At 35.5% G+C, this 22,276-nt stretch carries 16 protein-coding genes and 2 pseudogenes; 11 read left to right on the top strand and 7 right to left on the bottom strand.

What is annotated here, in order from left to right; all coding sequences use genetic code 11:
• A complete protein-coding gene (gene ubiA / locus Bra60_RS04440) occupies nucleotides 1–1,005 on the top strand; it encodes a 4-hydroxybenzoate octaprenyltransferase (RefSeq protein ID WP_078688737.1) in 1,005 nt (334 codons plus the stop codon).
• An 84-nt stretch (nucleotides 1,006–1,089) separates the two neighbouring features.
• Here the strand turns inward: ubiA and pdxH are convergent, their stop codons facing one another.
• Nucleotides 1,090–1,713, bottom strand: coding sequence for a pyridoxamine 5'-phosphate oxidase (gene pdxH, locus Bra60_RS04435; protein ID WP_078688736.1), 624 nt, complete (start codon nucleotides 1,711–1,713; stop codon nucleotides 1,090–1,092).
• A 318-nt stretch (nucleotides 1,714–2,031) separates the two neighbouring features.
• On the opposite strand from pdxH, the gene Bra60_RS04430 reads away from it, so the two are divergent.
• From Bra60_RS04430 to Bra60_RS04400, 7 genes and pseudogenes are all read left to right on the top strand, one after another.
• A complete protein-coding gene (locus tag Bra60_RS04430) occupies nucleotides 2,032–2,931 on the top strand; it encodes a DnaJ C-terminal domain-containing protein (RefSeq protein ID WP_078688735.1) in 900 nt (299 codons plus the stop codon).
• A gap of 123 nt (nucleotides 2,932–3,054) precedes the next feature.
• Nucleotides 3,055–3,873, top strand: a complete 819-nt coding sequence (gene fabI, locus Bra60_RS04425) for an enoyl-ACP reductase FabI (RefSeq protein WP_035007079.1) — start codon at nucleotides 3,055–3,057, stop codon at nucleotides 3,871–3,873.
• Nucleotides 3,874–5,072: 1,199 nt separating this feature from the next.
• Complete coding sequence (ribB, locus tag Bra60_RS04420; protein ID WP_035007080.1) at nucleotides 5,073–6,185, top strand: 3,4-dihydroxy-2-butanone-4-phosphate synthase; 1,113 nt, start codon at nucleotides 5,073–5,075, stop codon at nucleotides 6,183–6,185.
• 7 nt (nucleotides 6,186–6,192) lie between these two features.
• A complete protein-coding gene (locus tag Bra60_RS04415) occupies nucleotides 6,193–6,447 on the top strand; it encodes an exodeoxyribonuclease VII small subunit (RefSeq protein ID WP_035007081.1) in 255 nt (84 codons plus the stop codon).
• Nucleotides 6,448–6,895: 448 nt separating this feature from the next.
• On the top strand, nucleotides 6,896–8,818 hold the full coding sequence (dxs, locus tag Bra60_RS04410; RefSeq protein WP_078688734.1) for a 1-deoxy-D-xylulose-5-phosphate synthase: 1,923 nt from the start codon (nucleotides 6,896–6,898) through the stop codon (nucleotides 8,816–8,818).
• A 2-nt stretch (nucleotides 8,819–8,820) separates the two neighbouring features.
• Nucleotides 8,821–9,568, top strand: a pseudogene (locus tag Bra60_RS04405) (TlyA family RNA methyltransferase).
• Nucleotides 9,558–10,811, top strand: a pseudogene (locus Bra60_RS04400) (class I SAM-dependent RNA methyltransferase). Before Bra60_RS04405 ends, Bra60_RS04400 begins: the two co-directional pseudogenes overlap by 11 nt.
• A 67-nt stretch (nucleotides 10,812–10,878) precedes the next feature.
• Here the strand turns inward: Bra60_RS04400 and tldD are convergent.
• Together tldD and Bra60_RS04390 are read right to left on the bottom strand one after the other, a co-directional pair.
• Nucleotides 10,879–12,297, bottom strand: coding sequence for a metalloprotease TldD (tldD, locus tag Bra60_RS04395; RefSeq protein WP_078688733.1), 1,419 nt, complete (start codon nucleotides 12,295–12,297; stop codon nucleotides 10,879–10,881).
• A 95-nt stretch (nucleotides 12,298–12,392) separates the two neighbouring features.
• Entirely contained in the window at nucleotides 12,393–12,929 is a 537-nt protein-coding gene (locus tag Bra60_RS04390) for an invasion associated locus B family protein (RefSeq protein WP_078689053.1), read from the bottom strand.
• A gap of 401 nt (nucleotides 12,930–13,330) precedes the next feature.
• Between Bra60_RS04390 and cyoE the strand changes: the two genes are divergently transcribed.
• Nucleotides 13,331–14,266, top strand: coding sequence for a heme o synthase (gene cyoE / locus Bra60_RS04385; RefSeq protein ID WP_078698102.1), 936 nt, complete (start codon nucleotides 13,331–13,333; stop codon nucleotides 14,264–14,266).
• 586 nt (nucleotides 14,267–14,852) lie between these two features.
• Here cyoE and Bra60_RS04380 read toward each other — a convergent pair.
• The 4 genes from Bra60_RS04380 to murJ all read right to left on the bottom strand — a co-directional run bounded on the left by Bra60_RS04380 (nucleotide 14,853) and on the right by murJ (nucleotide 18,739).
• Nucleotides 14,853–15,425 carry a NifU family protein gene (locus Bra60_RS04380; protein WP_078673881.1) on the bottom strand — a complete coding sequence of 191 codons (573 nt, stop codon included), beginning with the start codon at nucleotides 15,423–15,425 and terminating at the stop codon, nucleotides 14,853–14,855.
• 57 nt (nucleotides 15,426–15,482) lie between these two features.
• A complete protein-coding gene (locus tag Bra60_RS04375; protein ID WP_078688731.1) occupies nucleotides 15,483–15,974 on the bottom strand; it encodes a universal stress protein in 492 nt (163 codons plus the stop codon).
• A 46-nt stretch (nucleotides 15,975–16,020) separates the two neighbouring features.
• Nucleotides 16,021–17,091 carry a tryptophan--tRNA ligase gene (gene trpS, locus Bra60_RS04370; protein WP_078688730.1) on the bottom strand — a complete coding sequence of 357 codons (1,071 nt, stop codon included), beginning with the start codon at nucleotides 17,089–17,091 and terminating at the stop codon, nucleotides 16,021–16,023.
• 85 nt (nucleotides 17,092–17,176) lie between these two features.
• Complete coding sequence (gene murJ, locus Bra60_RS04365) at nucleotides 17,177–18,739, bottom strand: murein biosynthesis integral membrane protein MurJ (protein ID WP_078688729.1); 1,563 nt, start codon at nucleotides 18,737–18,739, stop codon at nucleotides 17,177–17,179.
• Between the two features lie 735 nt (nucleotides 18,740–19,474).
• Here murJ and Bra60_RS04360 point away from each other — a divergent pair.
• Both Bra60_RS04360 and Bra60_RS04355 read left to right on the top strand, forming a co-directional pair.
• On the top strand, nucleotides 19,475–20,320 hold the full coding sequence (locus tag Bra60_RS04360) for a TIGR01459 family HAD-type hydrolase (protein WP_078688728.1): 846 nt from the start codon (nucleotides 19,475–19,477) through the stop codon (nucleotides 20,318–20,320).
• Nucleotides 20,320–21,312, top strand: coding sequence for a bifunctional riboflavin kinase/FAD synthetase (locus Bra60_RS04355; RefSeq protein WP_078688727.1), 993 nt, complete (start codon nucleotides 20,320–20,322; stop codon nucleotides 21,310–21,312). The genes Bra60_RS04360 and Bra60_RS04355 overlap by 1 nt, the downstream gene beginning before the upstream one ends.
• Nucleotides 21,313–22,276 lie beyond the last annotated feature (964 nt).

Raw genomic sequence — 22,276 nt, 5'->3', positions numbered from 1 at the left:
ATGAAAAAAAGTAAAGATATTTTGCATATTCAGTCCTGTGATAAGCAGGGACGAGTTATGGATGCAGTGCCAAAACAGTGGGTTTATAATTTTCTTCCTTGTTCTTTATGGCTATATGCTCAATTAGCTCGATGGGACAGGCCTATTGGATGGAAACTATTGATGTGGCCTTGTTTTTGGTCAACAACTATGGCTATTTCTTGTGAGATATCACAATTATCTATTTTGTCGAGTGTTATTAATTGGATTTGGTATCTTTTTTTATTCTTCGTAGGTTCTATAGCTATGCGGGGTGCAGGTTGTACGTGGAATGACCTTGTTGATCAAGAAATTGATTCTAAAATAGAACGAACACGTTCTCGCCCATTGCCCACTGGTCAAGTGAGTCGGTTTCAGGCAAAAATTTTTATATTGATACAATGTATTATAGGCCTAGGTGTTTTATTGCAATTTAATAAATTTACTTTTTTTTTAGGTCTTTCATCACTGGTAGCAGTTATACTTTATCCTTTTATGAAACGTATAACAAATTGGCCGCAATTTTTTTTAGGTATTGCATTTAATTGGGGAGCATTAATGGGATGGGCTGCGGTACATGGGAGTTTAAGTTGGGCTCCAATAGCACTTTATGGAGGCTCAATTCTATGGACGATAGGATATGATACAATTTATGCTCATCAAGATAAAGATGATGATGTGATTGTTGGTGTTCGTTCTACGGCACTTCTCTTTGGTAAAAAAACGAAATATGCATTGATATTTTTATATGGTGGTTTTGTGATTTTAACCAGCTTGGCATTTTATTTGGCTCAAGTTCCTATTCTGAGTTTTTTAGGGATTTTTATCGCAGCGATCCATATGTTTATACAAATTAAAGTTATTGATATTGACAATAATTTACAATGTTTACGACTTTTCAAGTCCAATTCGTTTGTTGGTTTTTTGATCTTTGTTGGTTTGGTATGCGGAGAAATCTCCGCGATATTATATTCTGTGATTTTGTGATATTTATGACAATATAAAATAATCTATGAAGTAGAAATTTGTTATCATATAAACAGGAAACGTATTGTTTTGAGAGTTTAAGAATTAAGGATAGAGTTTTTGCTTCTTCCAGCTGTTTTGTTTAATAGAGTCTCGTGTAAAGAGTAAGCGATCATGTAAACGGAATGGGCGATCACGCCAGAATTCAATAGAAAGAGGGTTTACACAAAATCCAGACCAGTGAGGTGGGCGTGGGATTTTTTTTGCAGCATATTGTGCGGTATATTCGGTGATTGCTTTTTCAAGAGCAAAGCAGTTCTCTAATATTTGAGATTGTTTAGATGCCCATGCGCCAATTTGGCTTCCACGTGGACGTGATTGAAAATATGCATCTGCTTCCTCAGTGCTGACTTTTTCAACGTTTCCCCTGATTCGAACTTGACGACGGAGTGATTTCCAATGAAAGCCTAAGGATGCTTTCATTGATGCTAAAATTTCTTGTCCTTTGCAACTTTCGTAGTTTGTGTAGAAGATAAATCCTCTAGAACTGAAATCTTTGAGAAGAACCATGCGAACGTTAGGTAAGCCTGTTGTATCTACTGTTGCTAAAGCCATAGCATTTGGATCATTGATTTCGCTTGTTGTTGCTTCTTCAAGCCACTGTGTAAAGAGTACAAAGGGATCTTGTATTTGTACAAAGTTATCATTTTTTTGTGTTGTATTGTTCATAATAGACTTTTATCAATTAGCATGAATGAAGGATTATCAGAGTCGTTTTTTATATCAGCTAACAAAAGATTGCTCTTTTTATTTTGAAAAATTAATAATATTACATATTTTTATCATAGTTTTTTAATGATGTTGGTTTTTAGTATGAGTTGCAATACATTATGTTAGGTATAAAAATATTTATTCCATATGGTATTTCCATTTATTTATAAACATATAGATAAAGTAGAAATTACTTTAGTTAAATTGATTCAAGAATAAAATTACTAAAAATATACCGGTTGATATTAAAAATGACAAAACTGGAAAGAAGACAATATGCGTGATCCCTATACAGTTCTAGGTGTGGCGCGCACCGCAAGACCGCAAGAGATTAAATCTGCATTCAGAAAACTAGCGAAAAAATATCATCCAGATCATAATATGGGTGATGTGAAGGCTAAAGAAAAGTTTGCTGAAGTGAATCAAGCCTATGAAATTATAGGAGATAAAGATAAAAAAATACAATTTGACCGGGGTGAAATTGATGCAGAAGGAAAACCACTCCATCAAGCTTATAGCGCTGGAGGACATTTTAGAGAAGGACATAATCCTTTTTCAGGAAGTACAGGAGGGTTTGACTTTGGTTCTTCAAGTGGTGTAGGTTTTGACGCAAGCGATATTTTTCGTGATTTATTTGGAAAAGGAAGAGGTTTTTCGCATTCTACACAACATAATCAGTCTCAACAAGGAGCTCATATTCGGGCTAGTCTTTCTGTAACCTTGGAACAGATGGTTGGTGCAGAAAAGGTGGAAACAATTTTTCCTAATGGCAAAAAACTAAAAATTAAGCTTCCGGTTTATGTTGAAGATGGGCAAACTATCCGTTTAAAAGGTCAGGGAGAGAAAGTTCCGTATGGACAATCAGGGGATGCGTTGGTAACGATTCACATCCAAAAACATCCTCGTTTACGAGTTGAAGGAAGGGCACTTCATCTTGATTTGCCAATTCCTCTTAAAGACGCTGTGTTGGGAACAAAAGAGGAAATTCAGACATTAGAAGGACGCGTCGTTGTAACAATTCCTGCATGGTCAAGTTCTGATCGTGTTTTACGGCTAAAAGGGAAAGGACTTCATTTAAAAAATGGAGAAAGAGATGACCTTTATGTGCATGTTCGTATCATGTTACCCAAAAAGGATCCTGCATTAGAACAGTTCTTGCAAATGGAGAAGAGTTAAGATTGCTTATGAGACGAAATTATAGTTTTGATTTGATTTTAAACCAACTGCTTGAAGAAAAAGTTTACCTGTGCCATAGGCAAGTGGGTAATATTAATTTTTTGTTGCGATGAGGCAATGTTAATGGCTGATAGTAATAATTTATTATGCGGTAAGCGTGGTCTAATTTTGGGGTTGGCCAATAATCGATCTATTGCATGGGGAATAGCTAAGGCAGCAAGTGCTGCAGGAGCAGAGCTTGCTTTTACTTATCAAGGTGAAGCATTGAAGAAGCGTGTTGAACCTTTGGCCGAAGAAGTAAGAGGAATTGTTTGTGGTCATTGTGATGTATCTGATAGTAAATCTATTGATGCAGTTTTTAATGAAATAGAAAGAAAATGGGGTAAGCTTGATTTTTTAGTTCATGCTATTGGTTTTTCTGACAAAGATGAATTAAGCGGTCGTTACATTGATGTCAGCGAATCAAATTTTATGATGACAATGAATATTTCTGTTTATTCTTTGACAGCTCTTACACAGCGTGCAGAAAAGTTGATGTCAGGTGGTGGTTCGATTTTAACATTGACTTATTATGGTGCTGAGAAAGTTGTTCCTAACTATAATGTGATGGGGGTTGCTAAGGCTGCTCTTGAGGCTAGCGTAAAATATTTAGCTGTAGATTTAGGACCGAAGAATATTCGTGTTAATGCTTTGTCAGCAGGGCCTATAAAAACGTTGGCTGCTTCCGGTATTGGTGACTTTCGTTATATTCTTAAATGGAATGAGTATAATGCTCCTTTACGTCGTACAGTGACAATAGAAGAGGTTGGTGATTCTGCGCTATACTTTCTTTCAGATTTATCTCGTTCTGTTACGGGAGAAGTACATCATGTAGATTCAGGGTATCATATTATAGGTATGAAAGCCGTTGATGCACCAGATATTTCTGTTATTAAAGAGTAAGGGGTGAGCTTACTTTATCAGTAACAATTTGACTACAGTTGAAATGGTTAATAATAGTCTTAAGTGAGATGATCTTGCTTGCAGATTAATGTACTTGATTATCTGTATTTTGTGTGCTGTGGTTTTGTATATTTAAAAAATGAGACTGTTTCCATATCGCCTATACATTGATCATTTATTTCGTGTGACAATATGGTATGAGAATATGGAGTTAAGTTGTGCGTTGAGTACATTATTTAGGATTGTTCTCTAGGGATTATTTTCACTTTTACAGAAATTCAGTCATATCTTGATAATGGTGAGCAGAACAATCAAAATTAAAGCATAACGTCAAGAATTAAGTCAGGTAGAAGTTCTTTCAGGAGTTATTACTCAGGTTGATGCTATAACATGAGTAACAATAGGAATGCTAGTTTCAATATTTATTTAGGGTACAGATCAGTGATTAGAAGATTATAATATAATAGTTAATTATTATTATCTAAGTTATGCAGGTTTTATATATGATGTTAAATATGAAATTCTTTATTGTTATAATGGTGAGCGTACTGCAACAGCTGAAATAATAGAGCATGTTGCGCTAGGTATATTTGCACGCAAAATTATTCTTGATTTGATTGTTTGGGGGGCGGTGATAGTGATTATCCCTAATCAATAATTGTGGTCGATGGAAGTGGTCAGAGGTCGATAATAATCCTTTTTTACATTTTCTGCTTATGAAATGTTTTCACTGATTATATAAATAAACTACTTCCATTGATATTATTGCAGAAAATGTTTCATTATGGTTAGGAAAACTTAATTTATGCAAGACTTGATCAGCATATTGTATCATTTTAAATGTTAATGAATACAGTTTAGGATATAAAATTTGTGAAGGCTATGCTGTTACCTGTTGGATCAGTGAAGGAAATATAGCTGAAATGCGAATGATAAGTGATAAAAATTACATTTTTAACCGATATTATAAAAAGAATATCAAGGAAATAGCCGATTTTTGTGTATTTTATAGTTAAGCCCATATTATTGATTTTAGCTTTTTATTGTTCAATTGATGTTGATGGTAAAAACGTAGATGTTATCACGAACGAGTGTTGCGATTCGGATTATTATTTTTAGTGAATCAATAGTTTCTTGTGCTATTGCTGATCATTAGTTGAGGAATTGCGATCAAATTGGTTGTATAGGAAGGAAAAGCAATAATGTATAATCAGAAAAAGGTTGTTTCTGCTATTCAGGCTTTTGAACGCGGCGAAATTGTTGTGGTTATGGATGATAATGATCGCGAAAATGAAGGTGATTTAATCGTTGCTGCTGTCCATTGTACAGAAAAAAAAATGGCATTTATTATGCGTTATACATCCGGTATTATTTGTGCTCCTTTGCCGAAGGAGAAAGCGCAACGATTGAATTTAACTCCTATGGTATCAGATAATGATTCAATGCATTGTACCAAGTTTACTGTTACTGTTGATTTTAAATATGGAATAACAACAGGGATTTCAGCACACGATCGTACATTAGCAGTGCGTAATCTTGCTAATCCAAATGCTAGTGCTAATGATTTTGTGCGTCCGGGACATATTTTTCCTTTAATTGCACATGAGGGTGGTGTTTTGATGCGATCAGGACATACTGAGGCTGCGGTTGATTTATGTAAATTAGCTGGTTTGTCACCAGTTGGTGTGATTGGTGAACTAGTCAATGATGATGGCAGTGTTAAACATGGAGATGAGGTTATAAAATTTGCGCAAGATCATCAGTTGCATACAATAACAGTTGCTGATCTTATTGCTTATCGCCAGTGTAAAGAGACGCTAATAAAACATGTCGGAGAAATGCAAATTGAAACATTCGTAGGGCCAGCTGTGGTTCAAAGTTATCAACTGCCTTGGGAGAGAGTTCAACATGTTGCGATTGTTTTTGGTGATATCCGTGATGGTGAGGATATTCCAGTACGTTTGCATCGTGAGAACATTTTGAATGATGTTTTTGGTCAAGCTTCAAATATTGAAGTTATTATGCGTCGTATGGTAGAAAAAGAAAAACGGGGTGTATTTGTTTATCTGCGAGGAGGATTTGTTGGTGTTGATTGTCAATCAGCTATTGATAATCAGGAAATAACAAAAAGAGATTTAGAAAATCATATGCAGGCGATTGAACGTGAAAAAGAGTGGCGCCAAATTGGTTTAGGAGCACAAATTTTGAGACATTTAGGGATTAGTTCTGTTATTGTTTATGCTTCTAAGGAACGTCATTATGTTGGTTTAGAAGGTTTTGGAATTCGCATATCTAGAACAGACATCTTGTGAGGATTATATGAAGCAAGGCACGAAAAAAGAGGATATTGCTACGTTGAGTTTTGAGGAAGCGCTAAAACAGCTTGAAGCGATTGTCGAAAATTTAGAACGTGGAGATGTTCCTTTGGAACAATCGATTGATATTTATGAACGTGGTGAAGCTCTTAAAAATCATTGTGATAAGTTATTAAAAGTAGCTGAAGCTAAAGTTGAAAAAATTCAACTTTCAGATGAGGGAAAACCCGAAGGGGTAGAACCACTAGACCCTGAATGATGTAAGTCATTTTTTATTTTTTGAGTACAAGAAGTACAAAAGGCTTATATGCAATAAACTTGTTAATCTCATTTCTTGACATAAGCGAGTCAAAAGGGCGTATATGAAACATCAAAACATATGGGTATAATTGTAATTATATCTACATAATTATCATGCATTGTGTATATCCATATTGTCTTTTATTCTTGATCATAAGTGATTGTTAAAAATATTATTTATGCAGTGTATAAGACTCTTATGATGAGAGCTATCTACACTTCATTGAATATTCGTATACATCATGATATCTACGTCATTATTTATGTTTTATATTCTGTTCTACAGGACCATTTTTTATAAAGAACCAGCAATTGAAACATCTGTTAAGGTATGAATTCTAAAAAGATATCGAAGGAACAAGATAGCATAATTGATTGCTCTATACTGATAATATAAGGAGTTCTTTTTGTCTCGCCCATTAACGCCACTGCTTGATCTGATTCATTTACCGCAAGATTTGCGAGCATTGCCGGAGTCTGATTTGCTACAGTTGGCTCATGAATTGCGCACCGAGACAATTGACGCAGTTTCTGTAACAGGCGGTCATCTTGGGGCAGGGCTTGGTGTTGTTGAACTCACTATTGCACTGCATTATGTTTTTAATACCCCTGATGATAGGATTATTTGGGATGTTGGGCATCAAACCTATCCTCATAAAATTTTAACGGGTCGCAGAGATAGAATTCGCACATTACGTCAAGAGGGTGGTCTATCAGGTTTTACAAAGCGTTCGGAAAGTGTGTATGATCCATTTGGTGCTGGCCATTCTTCCACTTCTATTTCGGCAGGTCTTGGTATGGCAATGGTTAGTGCATTGGAAGCTGAAGAAAAACGCAACATTATTTCTGTGATTGGTGATGGCGCTATATCTGCAGGTATGGCTTATGAAGCGATGAATAATGCTGGTGCTTTGGATGCACGTTTGATTGTTATCCTTAATGATAATGATATGTCTATTGCATCTCCTACAGGCGCTATGAGCGCTCATCTTGCACGGTTAGTTTCACGTCCATCTTACCGCAGTTTGCGTGAACGGGTAAAGATTTTAAGCAAAAAGTTACCAAAATTCTTTTCGGAGAAAGCACGTTATTCAGAAGAATTTGCACGTAGTTTTTTTGCTGGGGGAACCTTGTTTGATGAGCTTGGTTTTTACTATGTTGGGCCTATAGATGGTCATAATTTTGGACATTTGTTACCTGTTTTGAAAAATGTTCGTGAATGCCCTGATGGTCCTGTTTTAGTGCATGTGGTAACGCATAAAGGGAAAGGGTATCCACCCGCAGAGGCATCATCTGATAAATATCACGGTGTTAATCGTTTTGATGTCATTACAGGTAAACAAGTTAAAGCACAAAGTAGCTCTCTTTCTTATACTAAAGTGTTTTCTCAAGCTTTAATAGAGGAGGCTACACATGATAATAAAATTGTTGGTATTACGGCAGCAATGCCAAATGGAACAGGGCTTGACTCTTTTTCTAAAAAATTTCCAAAAAGGATGTTTGATGTCGGCATTGCTGAGCAGCACGCTGTAACTTTTGCTGCAGGGATTGCATGTGAGGGATATAAACCCTTTGTTGCGATTTATTCTACTTTTTTACAGCGTGCTTATGATCAAATTGTTCATGATGTATCACTCCAAAAATTACCGGTGCGTTTTGCTATTGATAGAGCAGGATTTGTTGGAGCAGATGGTGCGACGCATGCGGGGAGTTTTGATATTGTTTTTTTGGCAACTCTTCCTGATTTTGTGGTTATGGCACCTTCTGATGAAGTTGAACTTATGCATATGGTGCGTACAGCGGCAGCTTATGATCAAGGACCTATTTCTTTTCGTTATCCCCGTGGTCAGGGTGTTGGTATGGATTTGCCGCAGAGGGGTGAATTGCTTGAAATTGGAAAAGGGCGTCTTTTGTGTGAAGGAAGTAAAATCGCTCTGGTTTGTTTTGGGACACGGTTGTCTGAAGTATTGGTTGCAGCTGATGAATTAGTGGCAGAAGGATTGTCTACGACTGTTGCAGATGCTAGATTTGCAAAGCCTTTGGATAAGGATTTGATGCGTCGGTTAGCGCGGGAGCACGAAGTCTTAATAACAATTGAAGAAGGAGCAATAGGTGGCTTTGGAGCGCATTTACTACAGTTTTTGGCACAAGAAGGACTCTTAGAGCATGGCTTAAAAGTCCGTACCTTAAAGTTTCCTGATGAATATTTAAATCATGGTTTGCCAGATAAAGTTCTCTCACAGATTGGGCTTGATGCGACAGGTATTATTAATGCCGTTTTTAGTGCTTTAGGGCGTAAACCTCGGCCTATATCGCGAACTCGAGTGTAAATATGGCAGTCACAAAAAGACTGGATGTTCTCTTAGTTGAAATTTTTTTTTGTAACGCGTTCACGGGCACGTGATGCAGTGGCACGAAAAACAGTTAAAGTGAATGGAGAAATTGTTTTTAAAGCTGGAAAAATGATTCCTGATGACGCGACGATTACGGTTTCTGATTCTGCGCAAAGTTATGTATCTCGTGCAGCATTGAAACTTCTTTATGCACTTGATGTGTTTCCTGTGATGACAAATAAAATTACTGCAATTGATGTTGGTGCATCGACGGGTGGTTTTACACAAGTTCTTTTAGAACGAGGCGCTTCTCATATCATTGCTCTTGATGTTGGTCACAATCAATTTGATGTTCGTTTATCTGGTAACGATGCGGTAACTTTACTAGAGGGTCTGAATGTTAGAGATTTGAAACAGGAACATTTAAATGGTCATGAGATTGATCTTATTGTATCAGATGTCAGTTTTATTTCTCTTAAACTTGCATTACCATCGGTTTTATCTTTAACAAAAAAGAGTGCTCAAGCAGTTTTATTGGTAAAACCTCAATTTGAAGTTGGTCGAGCGGGTATTGGTAAAGGAGGAATATTAAAAGATCCGTTAGTAGCTAAAAGAGTTGCTGAAGAACTTTTTGATTGGCTGAATACTCAAATAGGATGGACAGCAAAAGGTTTACTTCCTTCACCTATTACAGGTGGTGATGGTAATTTAGAATATTTGTTATTCGGAGAAAAAAGTGAGCAGTGATGTTGTAATTGATCATGTTGGCGTGAATGGTCATGGTATTGCCAAAACAGCATAGGGTTCAATTTCTGTACCTTTTACTCTGCCTGGAGAGGTTGTTAATGTTGCCCTTCATGGAAAATACGGTACACCTATTACTCTAAAAGAGAAATCGCTAGAGCGTGTTGATGCTGTTTGTCAACATTTTGAGATATGTGGAGGATGTATGCTTCAGCATTGGCATTTTGATGCTTATCGCTCTTGGAAGCGGCAATTGGTTGTTGATGCATTTAAAAGATATGGTCTTGATGCTGTTATTTCTTCATTAATTGAATGTGGAAATTATACTCGTCGACAAGTTACTTTAACAGCATCTGTGATTCAAAAAAACCATATTGTTGGTTTTAATCGTTATCGATCTCATGACATTATAGCTATTAAAGAATGTCCAGTTACTCGTTCAGAGATTTTGTCTAAATTGGATGATATTAGGGCTATATGTGCTCTTTTAAGAAATAACGCCAAACGGTTTCATGTAACAGTAACAGCTGTCGAAAACGGTTTTGATGTTGCTTTAAGTAATTGTGTTGTCCAAAATGAGTTTACTCGTCAAAAAATGATACGTGTAGCTCTTTCATGTGGAATTACACGTTTATCCATTGAAGGTGAGGTCTTAGTTGAACAAGAAAAACCGGTGATCCACTTTGGAGATGTTTGTGTTGAGTTTCCTATTGGTGGTTTTCTTCAAGCAACTTTTGAAGCGGAAACTGTTATGGGTGAGATTATTTTAGCTCATTTAAAAAAAGCAAAAAATGCTGCTGATTTATTTGCAGGAGTAGGGACTTTTACTTTACGCATGGCGAAAAAGATGAATGTTCATGCAATAGAAAACAATGGAGAAGCTCTAGCTAACCTTGATCAGGCAGCACGTATTGCTACTGGTTTAAAGACAGTGGTTTGTGAAAAACGTGACTTATTTCGTCGTCCATTTTCTGCAAAGGAGCTTGAATGCTTTGATAGTGTTGTTTTTGATCCACCACGGTCTGGAGCAGAGGAGCAGGTAAATGAGTTGGCCAAGACAACGGTAGCACGTGTGGTAGCTGTTTCGTGCAATCCTATTACATTGGCTCGTGATTTATCACTTCTTGTTGCTGGTGGTTATATAATTGAAAAAGTTGTACCAATTGATCAATTTTTATGGTCACCTCATATTGAAATTGTTGCAACTTTAAGAAAACAAAAAACGAAGAAAAGTTGGAAGCTTTAGCTGAACAATAAAAAGGCTTTTTTAAATAAAATTGGGAAATTTCCAGATTAAGTATATTCAATTCATTCTATGAAACTGCTGTTCCACCAATTGTCATATTATTAATTCGCAAATGAGGTTGTCCCACACCAACAGGAACGCTCTGTCCTGCTTTGCCGCACATTCCTACGCCATTATCAAGTTTGCTATCATTACCAATCATTGTAATGCGTTTCATAGCATCTGGTCCATTACCAATAAGGGTTGCACCTCTGATTGGAGCCATGATTTTCCCATTTTCTACTCGATAAGCTTCGGTACATTCAAATACAAATTTTCCAGATGTAATATCGACTTGTCCGCCACCAAAAGAAACAGCATAGATACCGTTTTTTAATGAGGATAAAATCTCTTCAGGTGTCTTATCTCCACTCAACATTATTGTATTGGTCATTCGCGGTATTGGTGCATGTGCATAGGATGCACGGCGTCCATTTCCAGTTGGTTTCATTCCCATCAGTCGAGCATTTAGTCTATCTTGCATATAATTAACGAGTTTTCCATCTTCAATCAAAACATTATGATTTGATGGCGTTCCTTCATCATCAACTGTGAGTGAACCACGGCATCCAGGGATTGTACCATCATCAACAATGGTAACACCTTGCGCAGCAACCTGTTGGCCTAAAAGTCCAGAAAAAGCAGATGTTTTTTTACGATTGAAGTCTCCTTCCAGACCATGTCCAACAGCTTCATGAAGCATAACACCAGGCCATCCATTGGCTAATACAACATCAAATGTTCCAGCTGGTGCTTCTTCTGCTTCTAGGTTGATTAAGGCTATTCGTAAAGCTTCATCAGCAGCTTTTTTCCAGTTCTCTTCACAAATGAATTGGTCAAACATTTGTCGTCCACCACAGCCATAGGAACCATTTTCGCGTCGATTACCATCGGCAGCAACTACGGATATAGAGAGCCGTACGAGAGGACGAATGTCACGAACAAGATGTCCATCAGCTCGTAAAATTTCAATATGCTGTAATGAACCAGAAAGAGCAACAGTTACTTGATGCAATTTGTCATTTTTTTCACGTAAATATGCATCAATTTTTTGCAAAAGTGCACTTTTTTCTTCAAATGATGGAGAAACAAGAGGACTTTGGGATTGATAAAGACTTTTGCTTGTCGGCTCAGGAGCTGCACTATAAGGTCCCGCATGATTATTATAGGTTGCAGTTTTAGCTGTTTCACTCGCACGTTTAAGTGCGGCGGCTGATAGTTCATCAGAGTAAGCATATCCAGTGGTTTCTCCGGCAACCACGCGTAAACCAAATCCTATATCTTGGTGAAATGAACCATTTTTAAGTTGTCCATTATCAAATAGAAGAACTTCACTTTCTGTATATTCAAGATAAAGTTCACCATCATCAGCCTTATGAAGCGCTTCTTGTACAAGTGATTGTACTTTTTGTGAAGAAATATCAAAATGGTCAATCAGCGATTTCATAGTGATTATCCTATTTTGTTGGTACTCAAAATTTGTCCATTTTGTTTTATTTGTGGAGCTAAAAGCAAAAACTATTTTATTTATAGGGGGAGTATTTATGATGACAAAGTCACATAGGCTTCTTTAAGACCATTAAGATCAATTAGAGCTCCGATTCCTTGTTCAGGAGTTGTAAAGATAATATAGGTTGCTACTTTACCTTCTAAAAAGTGTTGTATTGCATTTTCTTTAAGAAGCGCTTCAGCAACACAATTATTACCTAAACAACGACGATATTCCATTCTTCTTATATTTTCATTATCAATTTTAATTCTAACTCCAGACTGCAATTCAACTCGGATTGGAACAAAAACACGCATCAAAACCCCTTGGTTTTGAGGCAATTTTTGAAATGCTACACGAAAGGTAATATCGCGACGCTCTTGTGTACGAACCTCTTGGACAATTTCACATTGTACGTTGGGCGTGCCTGGTGGCAAAGAACAAATTTTTGTCCATGCACCATAGGTTTGTGGAGCAGGAACACTTTGCGTATTGGGTGTTTGTGCAATAACGTGATTGGCGAAGACATTGCAAAATGCGTAAATAAGAATGCTAAAAAAGTTTTTTTTGAGAAATTGATAAAGTGTCATAAAAAGCCCTACCCGAATCGCTATCATATTATTGTGTATAGCTTTTCATGAAAAGTAAAATTTTGATTTTTTTGATAAAATAATTATAAAGTCAGGTTTTTTCGAAGATATGAGTTCGTAAGATATGCAACAAAAATGGAAATTTAAAATGGTTAGTATTTGATGAAAACATAGTCTTTTAGTGTTTGATATATGATATTTGGTAGAGTGTTTTGTGGTACATTTCTTGAATACAATTAAAAAGTATGCTCTTATTACAGTTATTTCTAATCTACATTAGGTATGTGTCAAATTAAGAGTATTGTACATTCTTTAAAAAACTGTAACACTAATTGGTTCTTCCTATATTTTAGACAATGTTTGTTTGTGGGTAATATAGATGAAAAAGGTTCTTTGACGGAATGTCTGTTTCAAGAGAATTACTGGTTAAAAATGGTAAATTAAGCTCGATAGTAGCTAAGATTTGTAATTATATTACATTGATGAAGCCGCGAGTTATGTCGCTTGTTATATTTACAGCTCTGGTTGGGTTAATATTATCACCTGGTGCTATGAGTCCGCTGCATGCTTTTTTAGCTATTTTGTGTATAGCTTTAGGTGGTGGTGGTGCGGGAACGCTTAATATGTGGTATGAATCTGATATTGATGCGATGATGAAACGTACCCAAAAGCGTCCTATTCCGACTGGTAAAATCAGCCGTAGGCAAGCATTTATTTTTGGTTTAGCTCTTTCTATATTCTCAGTTTTGATTATGGGAATTTTCATTAATTGGTTTACGGCGTTTTTTCTTACTTTTACAATTTTCTTCTATGTTGTTATTTATACAATTTGGTTAAAGCCTATAACATCTCAAAATATTGTGATTGGTGGTGCAGCTGGAGCTTTTCCGCCAATGATTGGGTGGGCAGCTGCAACAGGTACAGTAAGTTTTGAGAGTTTCCTCTTATTTTTAATCATTTTTATGTGGACTCCGCCACATTTTTGGTCTCTTTCTCTCTTCTCATCTTTTGATTATGATGTAGCGGGTATTCCTATGATGCCTAATATGCGAGGAGAGCAATCGACGAAAAACCAGATTTTGATTTATACGATTATTATGGCAATATGCGCTATTGGACCTTATATTATAGGTTTCTCAGGTATTATCTATGGTATTTTTTCAACAATTTTAAGCACTATTTTTATCTATCTTTCTTATCGTTTATGGAAAGCTAAAGGATATGATGAAACAGTTGTTATGGCAAAAAAAGTATTTTTCTTTTCGCTATTTTATTTATCTGCTATATTTGGGACCCTTTTAGTTGAATCCTTTCTTAAGCGATTTATCATTTTTTAGTGTTTTTTAATTTATCAAAAAGTTATACATTAATATAATAATTATATATCGTAGGTGCAGCACTTCTTTTGAGAGATCTAAAGTTATCTGAAGATAAGAGATCTTATTAATAGGTAGATATTTAGTTTACATCCTCTGAAAAGTTCAGAAATATTAATAACTCTTATCCTTGATGATCTGCAGAAAAAGTGCGTTTTAAAATCAGTATTAATGGAACTCAGATAATACTTTTAGATTGTTATCTGTTTAGCTATGAACAATGTTTTCCTACTGTTGAAAAGGCCCAAAATACCAAAATCAAAGTTGTAAGATCACATGATAACTCGTTCTTTGTATATAAAGCTTAAAAATTATAGACAGTTAAATGAGCAAAGCAATATTATACTTTAAAAATAGATGTATCTTATGAGCCGTTCATCTTTTTTAATTTCCAATTTTTTTAAAAAATATCAGCGATTTTCATTGTTTGCATTTATGAAATATTTTTTACAATCTTTTTTATAAAGTGCAATGTTTGTGATTTAGGATACATTAAATCATATTATAAATTTGCTATTTAGTTCCAAATTTTTTAGTGAATATTCTTTTACAGTACAGTATTTTGCGGCATAGCTTCAACACCTAATACCTCTGGAATAAAATGCCGTAAAAGATTTTCAATACCATGTTTAAGGGTTGCTGTTGAAGAAGGGCATCCAGCACAAGCACCTCTCATGTTGAGGTAAACAATCCCGTTTTCAAAGCCGCAGAAGGTGATATCACCCCCATCATTGGCTACAGCTGGACGTACACGCGTTTCAAGCAATTCTTTGATGACAACAACAATATCAGTATCTTTTTCATCAAAAAATTCTTTATTAGGCAGATTGGCTTCTGTAGTGATAACAGGATCATTGGAGAGAAAATGTTCCATAATTGTACCTAAAATCGCTGGTTTAAGATGTTGCCACTCTCCATCATTTTTAGTTATAGTAATAAAATCATATCCCAGAAAAACGCTTTTTATATTTGGAATATTGAATAATTTTGCCGCAAGAGGAGAATTTTTAGCAGCTTCTTCGCGATTGTGAAACTCCAGGGTTCCTTGAGGAAGGACAATACGACCTGGTAAAAATTTAAGTGTCGTAGGGTTCGGTGTGCTTTCAGTTTGAATAAACATATATTACTCTTTCATTACTTACAGTTGCAGAAGAGAATTCATATAGAAGTATTGTTTCTAGGCAACAACTTTAATTTCTTCCTCAGGGAGATCACTTGGAATAATAGTAACGGGGACAGGAAAAGTACTTCCCCGATAAGCAATGGATTGGATAAGCGGTCCTGGTCGTTCTGTATGACAACTTGCAGCTAAAACAATGAGGGCGATATCCTGATCTTCATTAATTAGTTTAAAAATTTCATTAATTTTTTCTCCTTCACGCATAATTGTTTCTGCTTCAAGAGCTTGAGTAGTGCGCACATCATCAGCTATTTTTTCTAGGATTACACAGACGTGTGCTGCTGATTCCATCCGCATAACTTTGTCGACACCCAGGAAAGGCTGAAATCTTGAGTTGTCAATAATAGAGAGCAAAATTAAGGTACCGTTCGTGTTTTTAGCATGTTGTGCAGCAAAAATCACAGCACGCCGACATTCAGGTGTTTCATCAATGATCACCAAAATTTTTCGTTTATGATTTATTTCTTGACTTTTTCGCTTAGAGAGCATGTCATTTTATTTCTAATTTCAAAGGTTAAAGTTTAGCTATTTTCTTCTATATATTGTGCACAAAACCGACAATTTCACGAACTTTTTTCATATTTTTTTCTGCTAAAAGACTTGCACGTTGTGCACCATCAAACAGGACAGAATTAATATAGGTTTTTTCTTGATATAGACGGTGCAATTCTTGTGTTATTGGTGCTAGCTTATGGACGATGAGGTCAGCTAAAGCTGATTTAAAAAGTGAAAATTGTTTTCCTGAAAACTCTAATAGTGCTTTTTCTTTGCTGATTTCAGCAAAAGAAGCATAGATGCCCAATAAATTATTAACTTCTGGACGTTCTTGTAAATCATTTAGCGTATCAGGAAGAGGAGTGGAGTCGGTTTTTGCTTTGCGTATTTTTTGTACGATAAGATCAGCATCATCGATCAAATTAATTCGTGAAAAGTCAGAAGGATCTGATTTTGACATTTTTTTTGTGCCGTCACGTAAAGACATAATACGCATGGCTGTTTTGTTAATAATAGCCTCTGGCATTGGAAAAAAATTTTGTTCATTTTTTTCACCATTTGGCATAGAAATACCAAAATTTAAATTTGCAATACGATCAGCATAAATACTGTTGAATTTTTGTGCAATATCGCGTGTTAATTCAATATGTTGTGTTTGATCCTCTCCCACTGGCACATGTGTTGCGTGGTAGATTAAAATATCAGCAGCCATTAAACTTGGATAGGCAAAAAGTCCAAGGGATGTTTGTTCACGGTTTTTTCCTGCTTTATCTTTGAACTGTGTCATGCGTTGGAGCCAGCCGATACGTGCAATACAATTAAAGATCCACGCCAATTCCGCATGTTGAAAAACACGTGATTGGTTGAAAATAATTTGTTTTTGAGGATCTATGCCGGCAGCTAAAAAGGCCGCTGTCATCATATAAGTAGACTCTGCCAAACTAAGTGGATCTGGATTAATGGTCAGGGCATGCATATCGACAATACAATAGAGACACTTATAGGATGTTTGCAGATCTACCCACTGTTTGATGGCTCCAAGATAATTGCCAAGATGCAGATGACCACTCGGTTGTACACCAGAAAAAACAAGAGGTGTAAAGGTATCCATAGAAAAGGCCTTTCTCTTTCTTATGATATTATATTATATGCTAAATATATTGTGATAAAATATATTTCTGAAAATAATAGAAATATTAGAGGTGCTGTTTCACATTTTTACGTAAGAATGACAAATAATTTGTTCCAAATAAAAGACAAATAATAAAATAAACTGATGTTGCGATAATAAGTAATCCTGCTAAGGAGCTTGCACGCAAGAAAAATGATGCCTGTGGTGATAAAGGCGCGGAAAAGAAGCTGATGGAGTAATACAAAGTGAGAGCCATGAAGAAAGAGGCGATTATGAGAGATGCTATTCGCTTTATTAGTTGTGCATCGTATTTCCAATAGCCTCGTTTAAGGAGAGTGCCACACAGCAATAAGATGTTAACCCAGCCGGCAGTAATTTCAGCAATGACAATACCTCGTGCTGACAAACATGAGAATAATGTTAAGGCTAGGCTGATATTGATAAAAACACAAATGCCTGCAAAAATCATGGGTGTTTTTGTATCTTCGCGAGCAAAAAAATTAGGAATAAAAACTTTTATGAGTACAAAAGCTGGAAGACCAATTCCATAAAGCTGAACCAATTGAGCAACATTGTTTGTTGAGGCACTGGTAAATTGACCTCGTTCAAAGAGAAGGCTGATAATGGGATTAGAGATAAGCAGAAAAGCAACCGATGCAGGGAAAGTTAAAAATAAAGAGAACTCAATTGCGCGATTTTGTAATTCATCAGAATCTGTGTGTTTTTTGTTGCGTAGTGCTTTTGTTAATTCGGGGAGAAGAACCGTAGCAATAGCGATACCGACTACTCCAAGGGGCAATTGATAGAGACGATCAGCATAAACAAGAGAAGAAACCGCACCTGATTGGCTAGAAGCGATATTAGTATTGATCAATAGATTAATTTGTGTAATTCCTCCTGTGATAGCAGCAGGGAAGGCTAAAATTAACAGTTGACGGACATTGGGGCTAAAATGAGGTAGGCGGAAGGAAAGCTTCATTCCGCTTTTCCGTAAGGCTATTGTTATAAGAGCTAATTGGACGAGACCTGATACTGTTACCCCCCAGGACAGATTTAATCCAATATGCCAAGTATCAAGTTGATAGATCCAAGCATAGGTGAGTACGCATATCAAGATAATATTTAGAAAAACAGGGGCAATAGCTGCAACAAAATAATGTTGGAGTGCATTCAACATTCCTCCCATCATTGCTGCTAAAGACATACATGCTAAATAGGGGAACATGATAGCAGTAAAACGGATTGTAGCGTTAAATTTTGTAGCATCTTCTGCAAAGCCTGGTGCAATCAGTGTGCGAACCAAAAAAGGCATACTCAATTCCATAACAATAGTGAGAAGTAAGAGTAATGAAAATAAAACACCAAACACTTCTTCTGCGAATTTGCATGCGTTTTCTGATCCATTTTCTGTGATTTTTTTAGAAAAAAGAGGAACAAACGCTGTTTGAAAGGCTCCTTCAGCAAAAAAACGACGGAAGGTATTAGGAAAGCGAAAGGCAGCGTTAAACGCATCAGATACAGGACCTGTTCCAAGAGCTGCTGCCATGAGCATTTCACGGACAAAGCCAAAACAACGGCTTGTGAGAGTTCCAGAAGCTACTGTTATAAATTTTTTAATCAGGTTCATGAGGATATATCGGGTTTGTAATAAGGGAGAATATAATAGTTATTCTCAATAATAAAATATGGTAAATATATTATAGAGTATTTTATGATGATATTTGTTTTTCTGTCAATAAGAGCATATCTGCATCATTGATGACATTTCTATGGCTTTTTTCTCATGGATAGAAAGCAACTAACTATTTTTTATAGAGAGAATTGTATAATTTTATAAAAGGAATTTTATTTATTTGTTAATTTAGTACTTTTTTATGAAGAAATTACCTCTTATAAGCTCTTCGTTTAAAAGAGATGAAAGAATAGAGGAAGTAAAATTCTATATAAAATCATACCATTTTACATTTTATTCTATAAAACATATTATAAAAATTTTTATAATATTTTAAATAAAAATATTTCTTATTATAAGATAAATTTATCTTATATAAATGACTTATTTTACTATATTAGGGAGTTAACTTGTTCTTTGATTTTTTTAATATTCAAAACAATTTCTGGTCGTCTTGCACAAAGGACATAGAAGAATCCCAAAAATGAATAGAAATCTTTTCAAGAAAAAGGAACATTGTATAGAGTTTTATAAGAGAGAGTTTGAAAATCCTCTTCTTTAGGCTTATGATACTGTTTGTAATTTTTAAAATATAGAGAGATCAATATATTTAAAATAAAAGAATTGGCATATTGATATACAAACATAAGAGATAGCCTAAAAAAATCGAACACATCAACAGGTGTATTTATGAAAGAACTCACACATATCGATCCTCTCATAGGGCAATATGATGCTGTTTTTTGTGACATTTGGGGTGTTGTACACAATGGTGTGCAGGTTTTTGAATCGGCAGTGCAAGCATTGCAAAAAATTCGACAAATGGGGAAAAGTGTTGTTTTATTGACAAATTCTCCTCGACCAAAAGAAGATGTGGTGGTCCAATTACAAATGATGCAAGTGGATACAGAGTGTTATGATGAAATCGTCACTTCAGGTGATGTAACACGTGATCTTATTTGCTCTGTGCCACGTAAAGTTTTTTTCATTGGTCCACAACGTGATTTGGTTTTATTAGAAGGATTATCTTGCGAATTGGTTGAAGAAGGAGAAGCTTCTGCAATTATTTGTAGTGGTTTTCTTGAAGATTTAGAGGCGATACCAGAAGCTTATGAAGAGATGTTTCGTCGTTTGCGAGAAAGGAATTTACCTTTTATTTGTGCGAATCCTGATATTATTGTTCATTGTGGAGATCAAGAAATTTGGTGCGCTGGTGCTTTAGCGCGTTTGTACCAACAATTAGGAGGTGAAGTGCGTATTGCTGGAAAGCCTCATGCTCCAATTTATGAGTGTGCTTTTAAAAAATTACAGAAAATTTGTGGAATAGTGGATAAAAACCGAGTTTTGGCTATTGGTGATGGGCTTTTAACCGATGTTAAAGGAGCGATTCGTTTTGGTCTTGATTCCCTTTATATTATGGGGGGCATTCATCATCATGGTTATAGTCGCAATGGTATTGTGAATAAAGAAGCTTTGCATGCCTTTTTCGATCGTTATGGTTACCAGCCACACGCAATGATGTGGATGCTTCAGTAATGTTTGATTTTTTGCGTCTACAGGAATGTAATCTTCTTCCTTTAGCATGGCGTGGTGCGGTGCTCGCGATTGGTAATTTTGATGGTGTTCATCTTGGTCATCAAGTAGTTTTACAAAAAGCTCTTGATTTATCACGTGAAAAAAAGAGACCGGCCCTTGTTTTAACATTTGAACCGCATCCAAAAAGTTTTTTTCAAGGTTCAACTTCTGTTGATCGTTTAACGCAAGCTGCTGAAAAAGCTGAAATTTTTAAAATTCTTGGTTTTCATGGAGTAATAGAGCAACCTTTTGATGCACAATTTTCTGCTCTTTCATCCGATGAATTCATCACTGTAATTTTAAAAAAAACTTTTGATGTTTCTGCTGTGGTAACAGGAGAAAATTTTCGTTTTGGTTGTCAAAAGAGTGGAAATATTCGTTTTCTTTGTCAAAGAGGTGAAGAATATGGTTTTGAAGTGGTGCAAATTCCTTGTTTATGTACTGCAGAACAACAAACGGTTTCTTCAAGTTTTATTAGGAAGCTCTTATTAAAAGGACAAGTATCACAAGCAGCTCATTTGCTAGGTTATCACTATCGGGTGCGCTCAAATGTTATACAAGGTGAAAAACTTGGGCGGCGATTAGGGTTTCCTACAGCCAATCAGCTTTTGCTTCCTCAGACGGGTTTAGCACACGGTGTTTATGCGGTCAGATTCCGTCGTGCTAATGGTACTTTATATGATGGTATTGCAAGTTTTGGATGTCGGCCAACTGTTGTTAGTAATGGAGTACCAGTACTAGAAACTTATTTATTTGATTTTGATGGTGATCTTTATGGTGAAAATTGTACGGTTTCTTTTTTGCAGTTTTTACGAAGACAAGAAAAATTTTATGGGTTGGAAGCTTTGGTGGCACAAATGCAACACGATGAAAAAGAAGCACAAGCAGTTTTGAGGACAAAACAACCACTTTCATTGTTAGATGAAGCATTAACTTTCAAAAATATACCTTAAAAATGATTTAAAAAGGAAAAGAAAGCAGAAAAAACAGCGCTTAAACTCACTATGAGTACAAGGCTATATTCCAAAATATCATGGACAATATGGAGTTTCCGTTTATAGGTGGGTGAAACAAATATTTTAAGATCTGAGTTAATCATTGTGTGTTTCTTCCCTATTTGTATAAGATATATTGTACAATGTTTAGAGCTTCTTTCTTTTTAGTTAATAAAAAAGTTAAAATATGTTTAATAATCACAATACATCATATGCATTCTTATTCTTGTGGTAATTTGTTTAAGAAAGAAAAAACATAATTTTCAAAATAACTGCTTGCCTTAATGTTTCTTTGTTCTGTGTTATAGAGTGATAGGGGTATAATGATCTTTACTTTGGGGTTATGAGTTGCTGATTAAAAAACAGAATGAAGTAAAAAACTTTTTATATAGACTTAATTGCAAACTATGCTTTAAGAAATTACTTTCATTTATGCCTGAATATTTTCAACTCCAATCTATACATTGATACAAAATAATTTCCAATTTGCTATCAGCTTTTTCAGTACACTAGATGCTTATCTTGTTATTAAAGCTCTTTAAAAATGGAGTATAAAAACAAGGAAAATATCAAAAGAGTCTATAGCTATTTATTATGCTCCCATAATTAAGGCAATTACAATAGCAATGTTAATACCAACAATTAGCGTTGAATAGAGCATAGTAGTCTTAATAATATCAATCACTAAATTCTCCTTTTCAACTTGTATTATTCATGATTCACATAATGTTACGTGATGTAATATATGTTGATATGACCTGCTCAGCAAGCTTAAAATAATCCTTTATTTATTATGGTTTGATATATTTTATATTTATGCATTTGTTTTGATACAGAGAGATTGCATGGTACAGCACAATTTTCACGCAAGCTTTATTATTTATTTTATACAATGAGATAATGGATTAGAGAGCAAAGGTAA

This window comes from Bartonella sp. Raccoon60, assembly GCF_002022585.1.
In the GTDB taxonomy this organism is placed as follows: domain Bacteria; phylum Pseudomonadota; class Alphaproteobacteria; order Rhizobiales; family Rhizobiaceae; genus Bartonella; species Bartonella rochalimae.
Note: the sequence above shows the minus strand (reverse complement) of the source record. Positions and strands in the feature narration are given on the sequence as shown.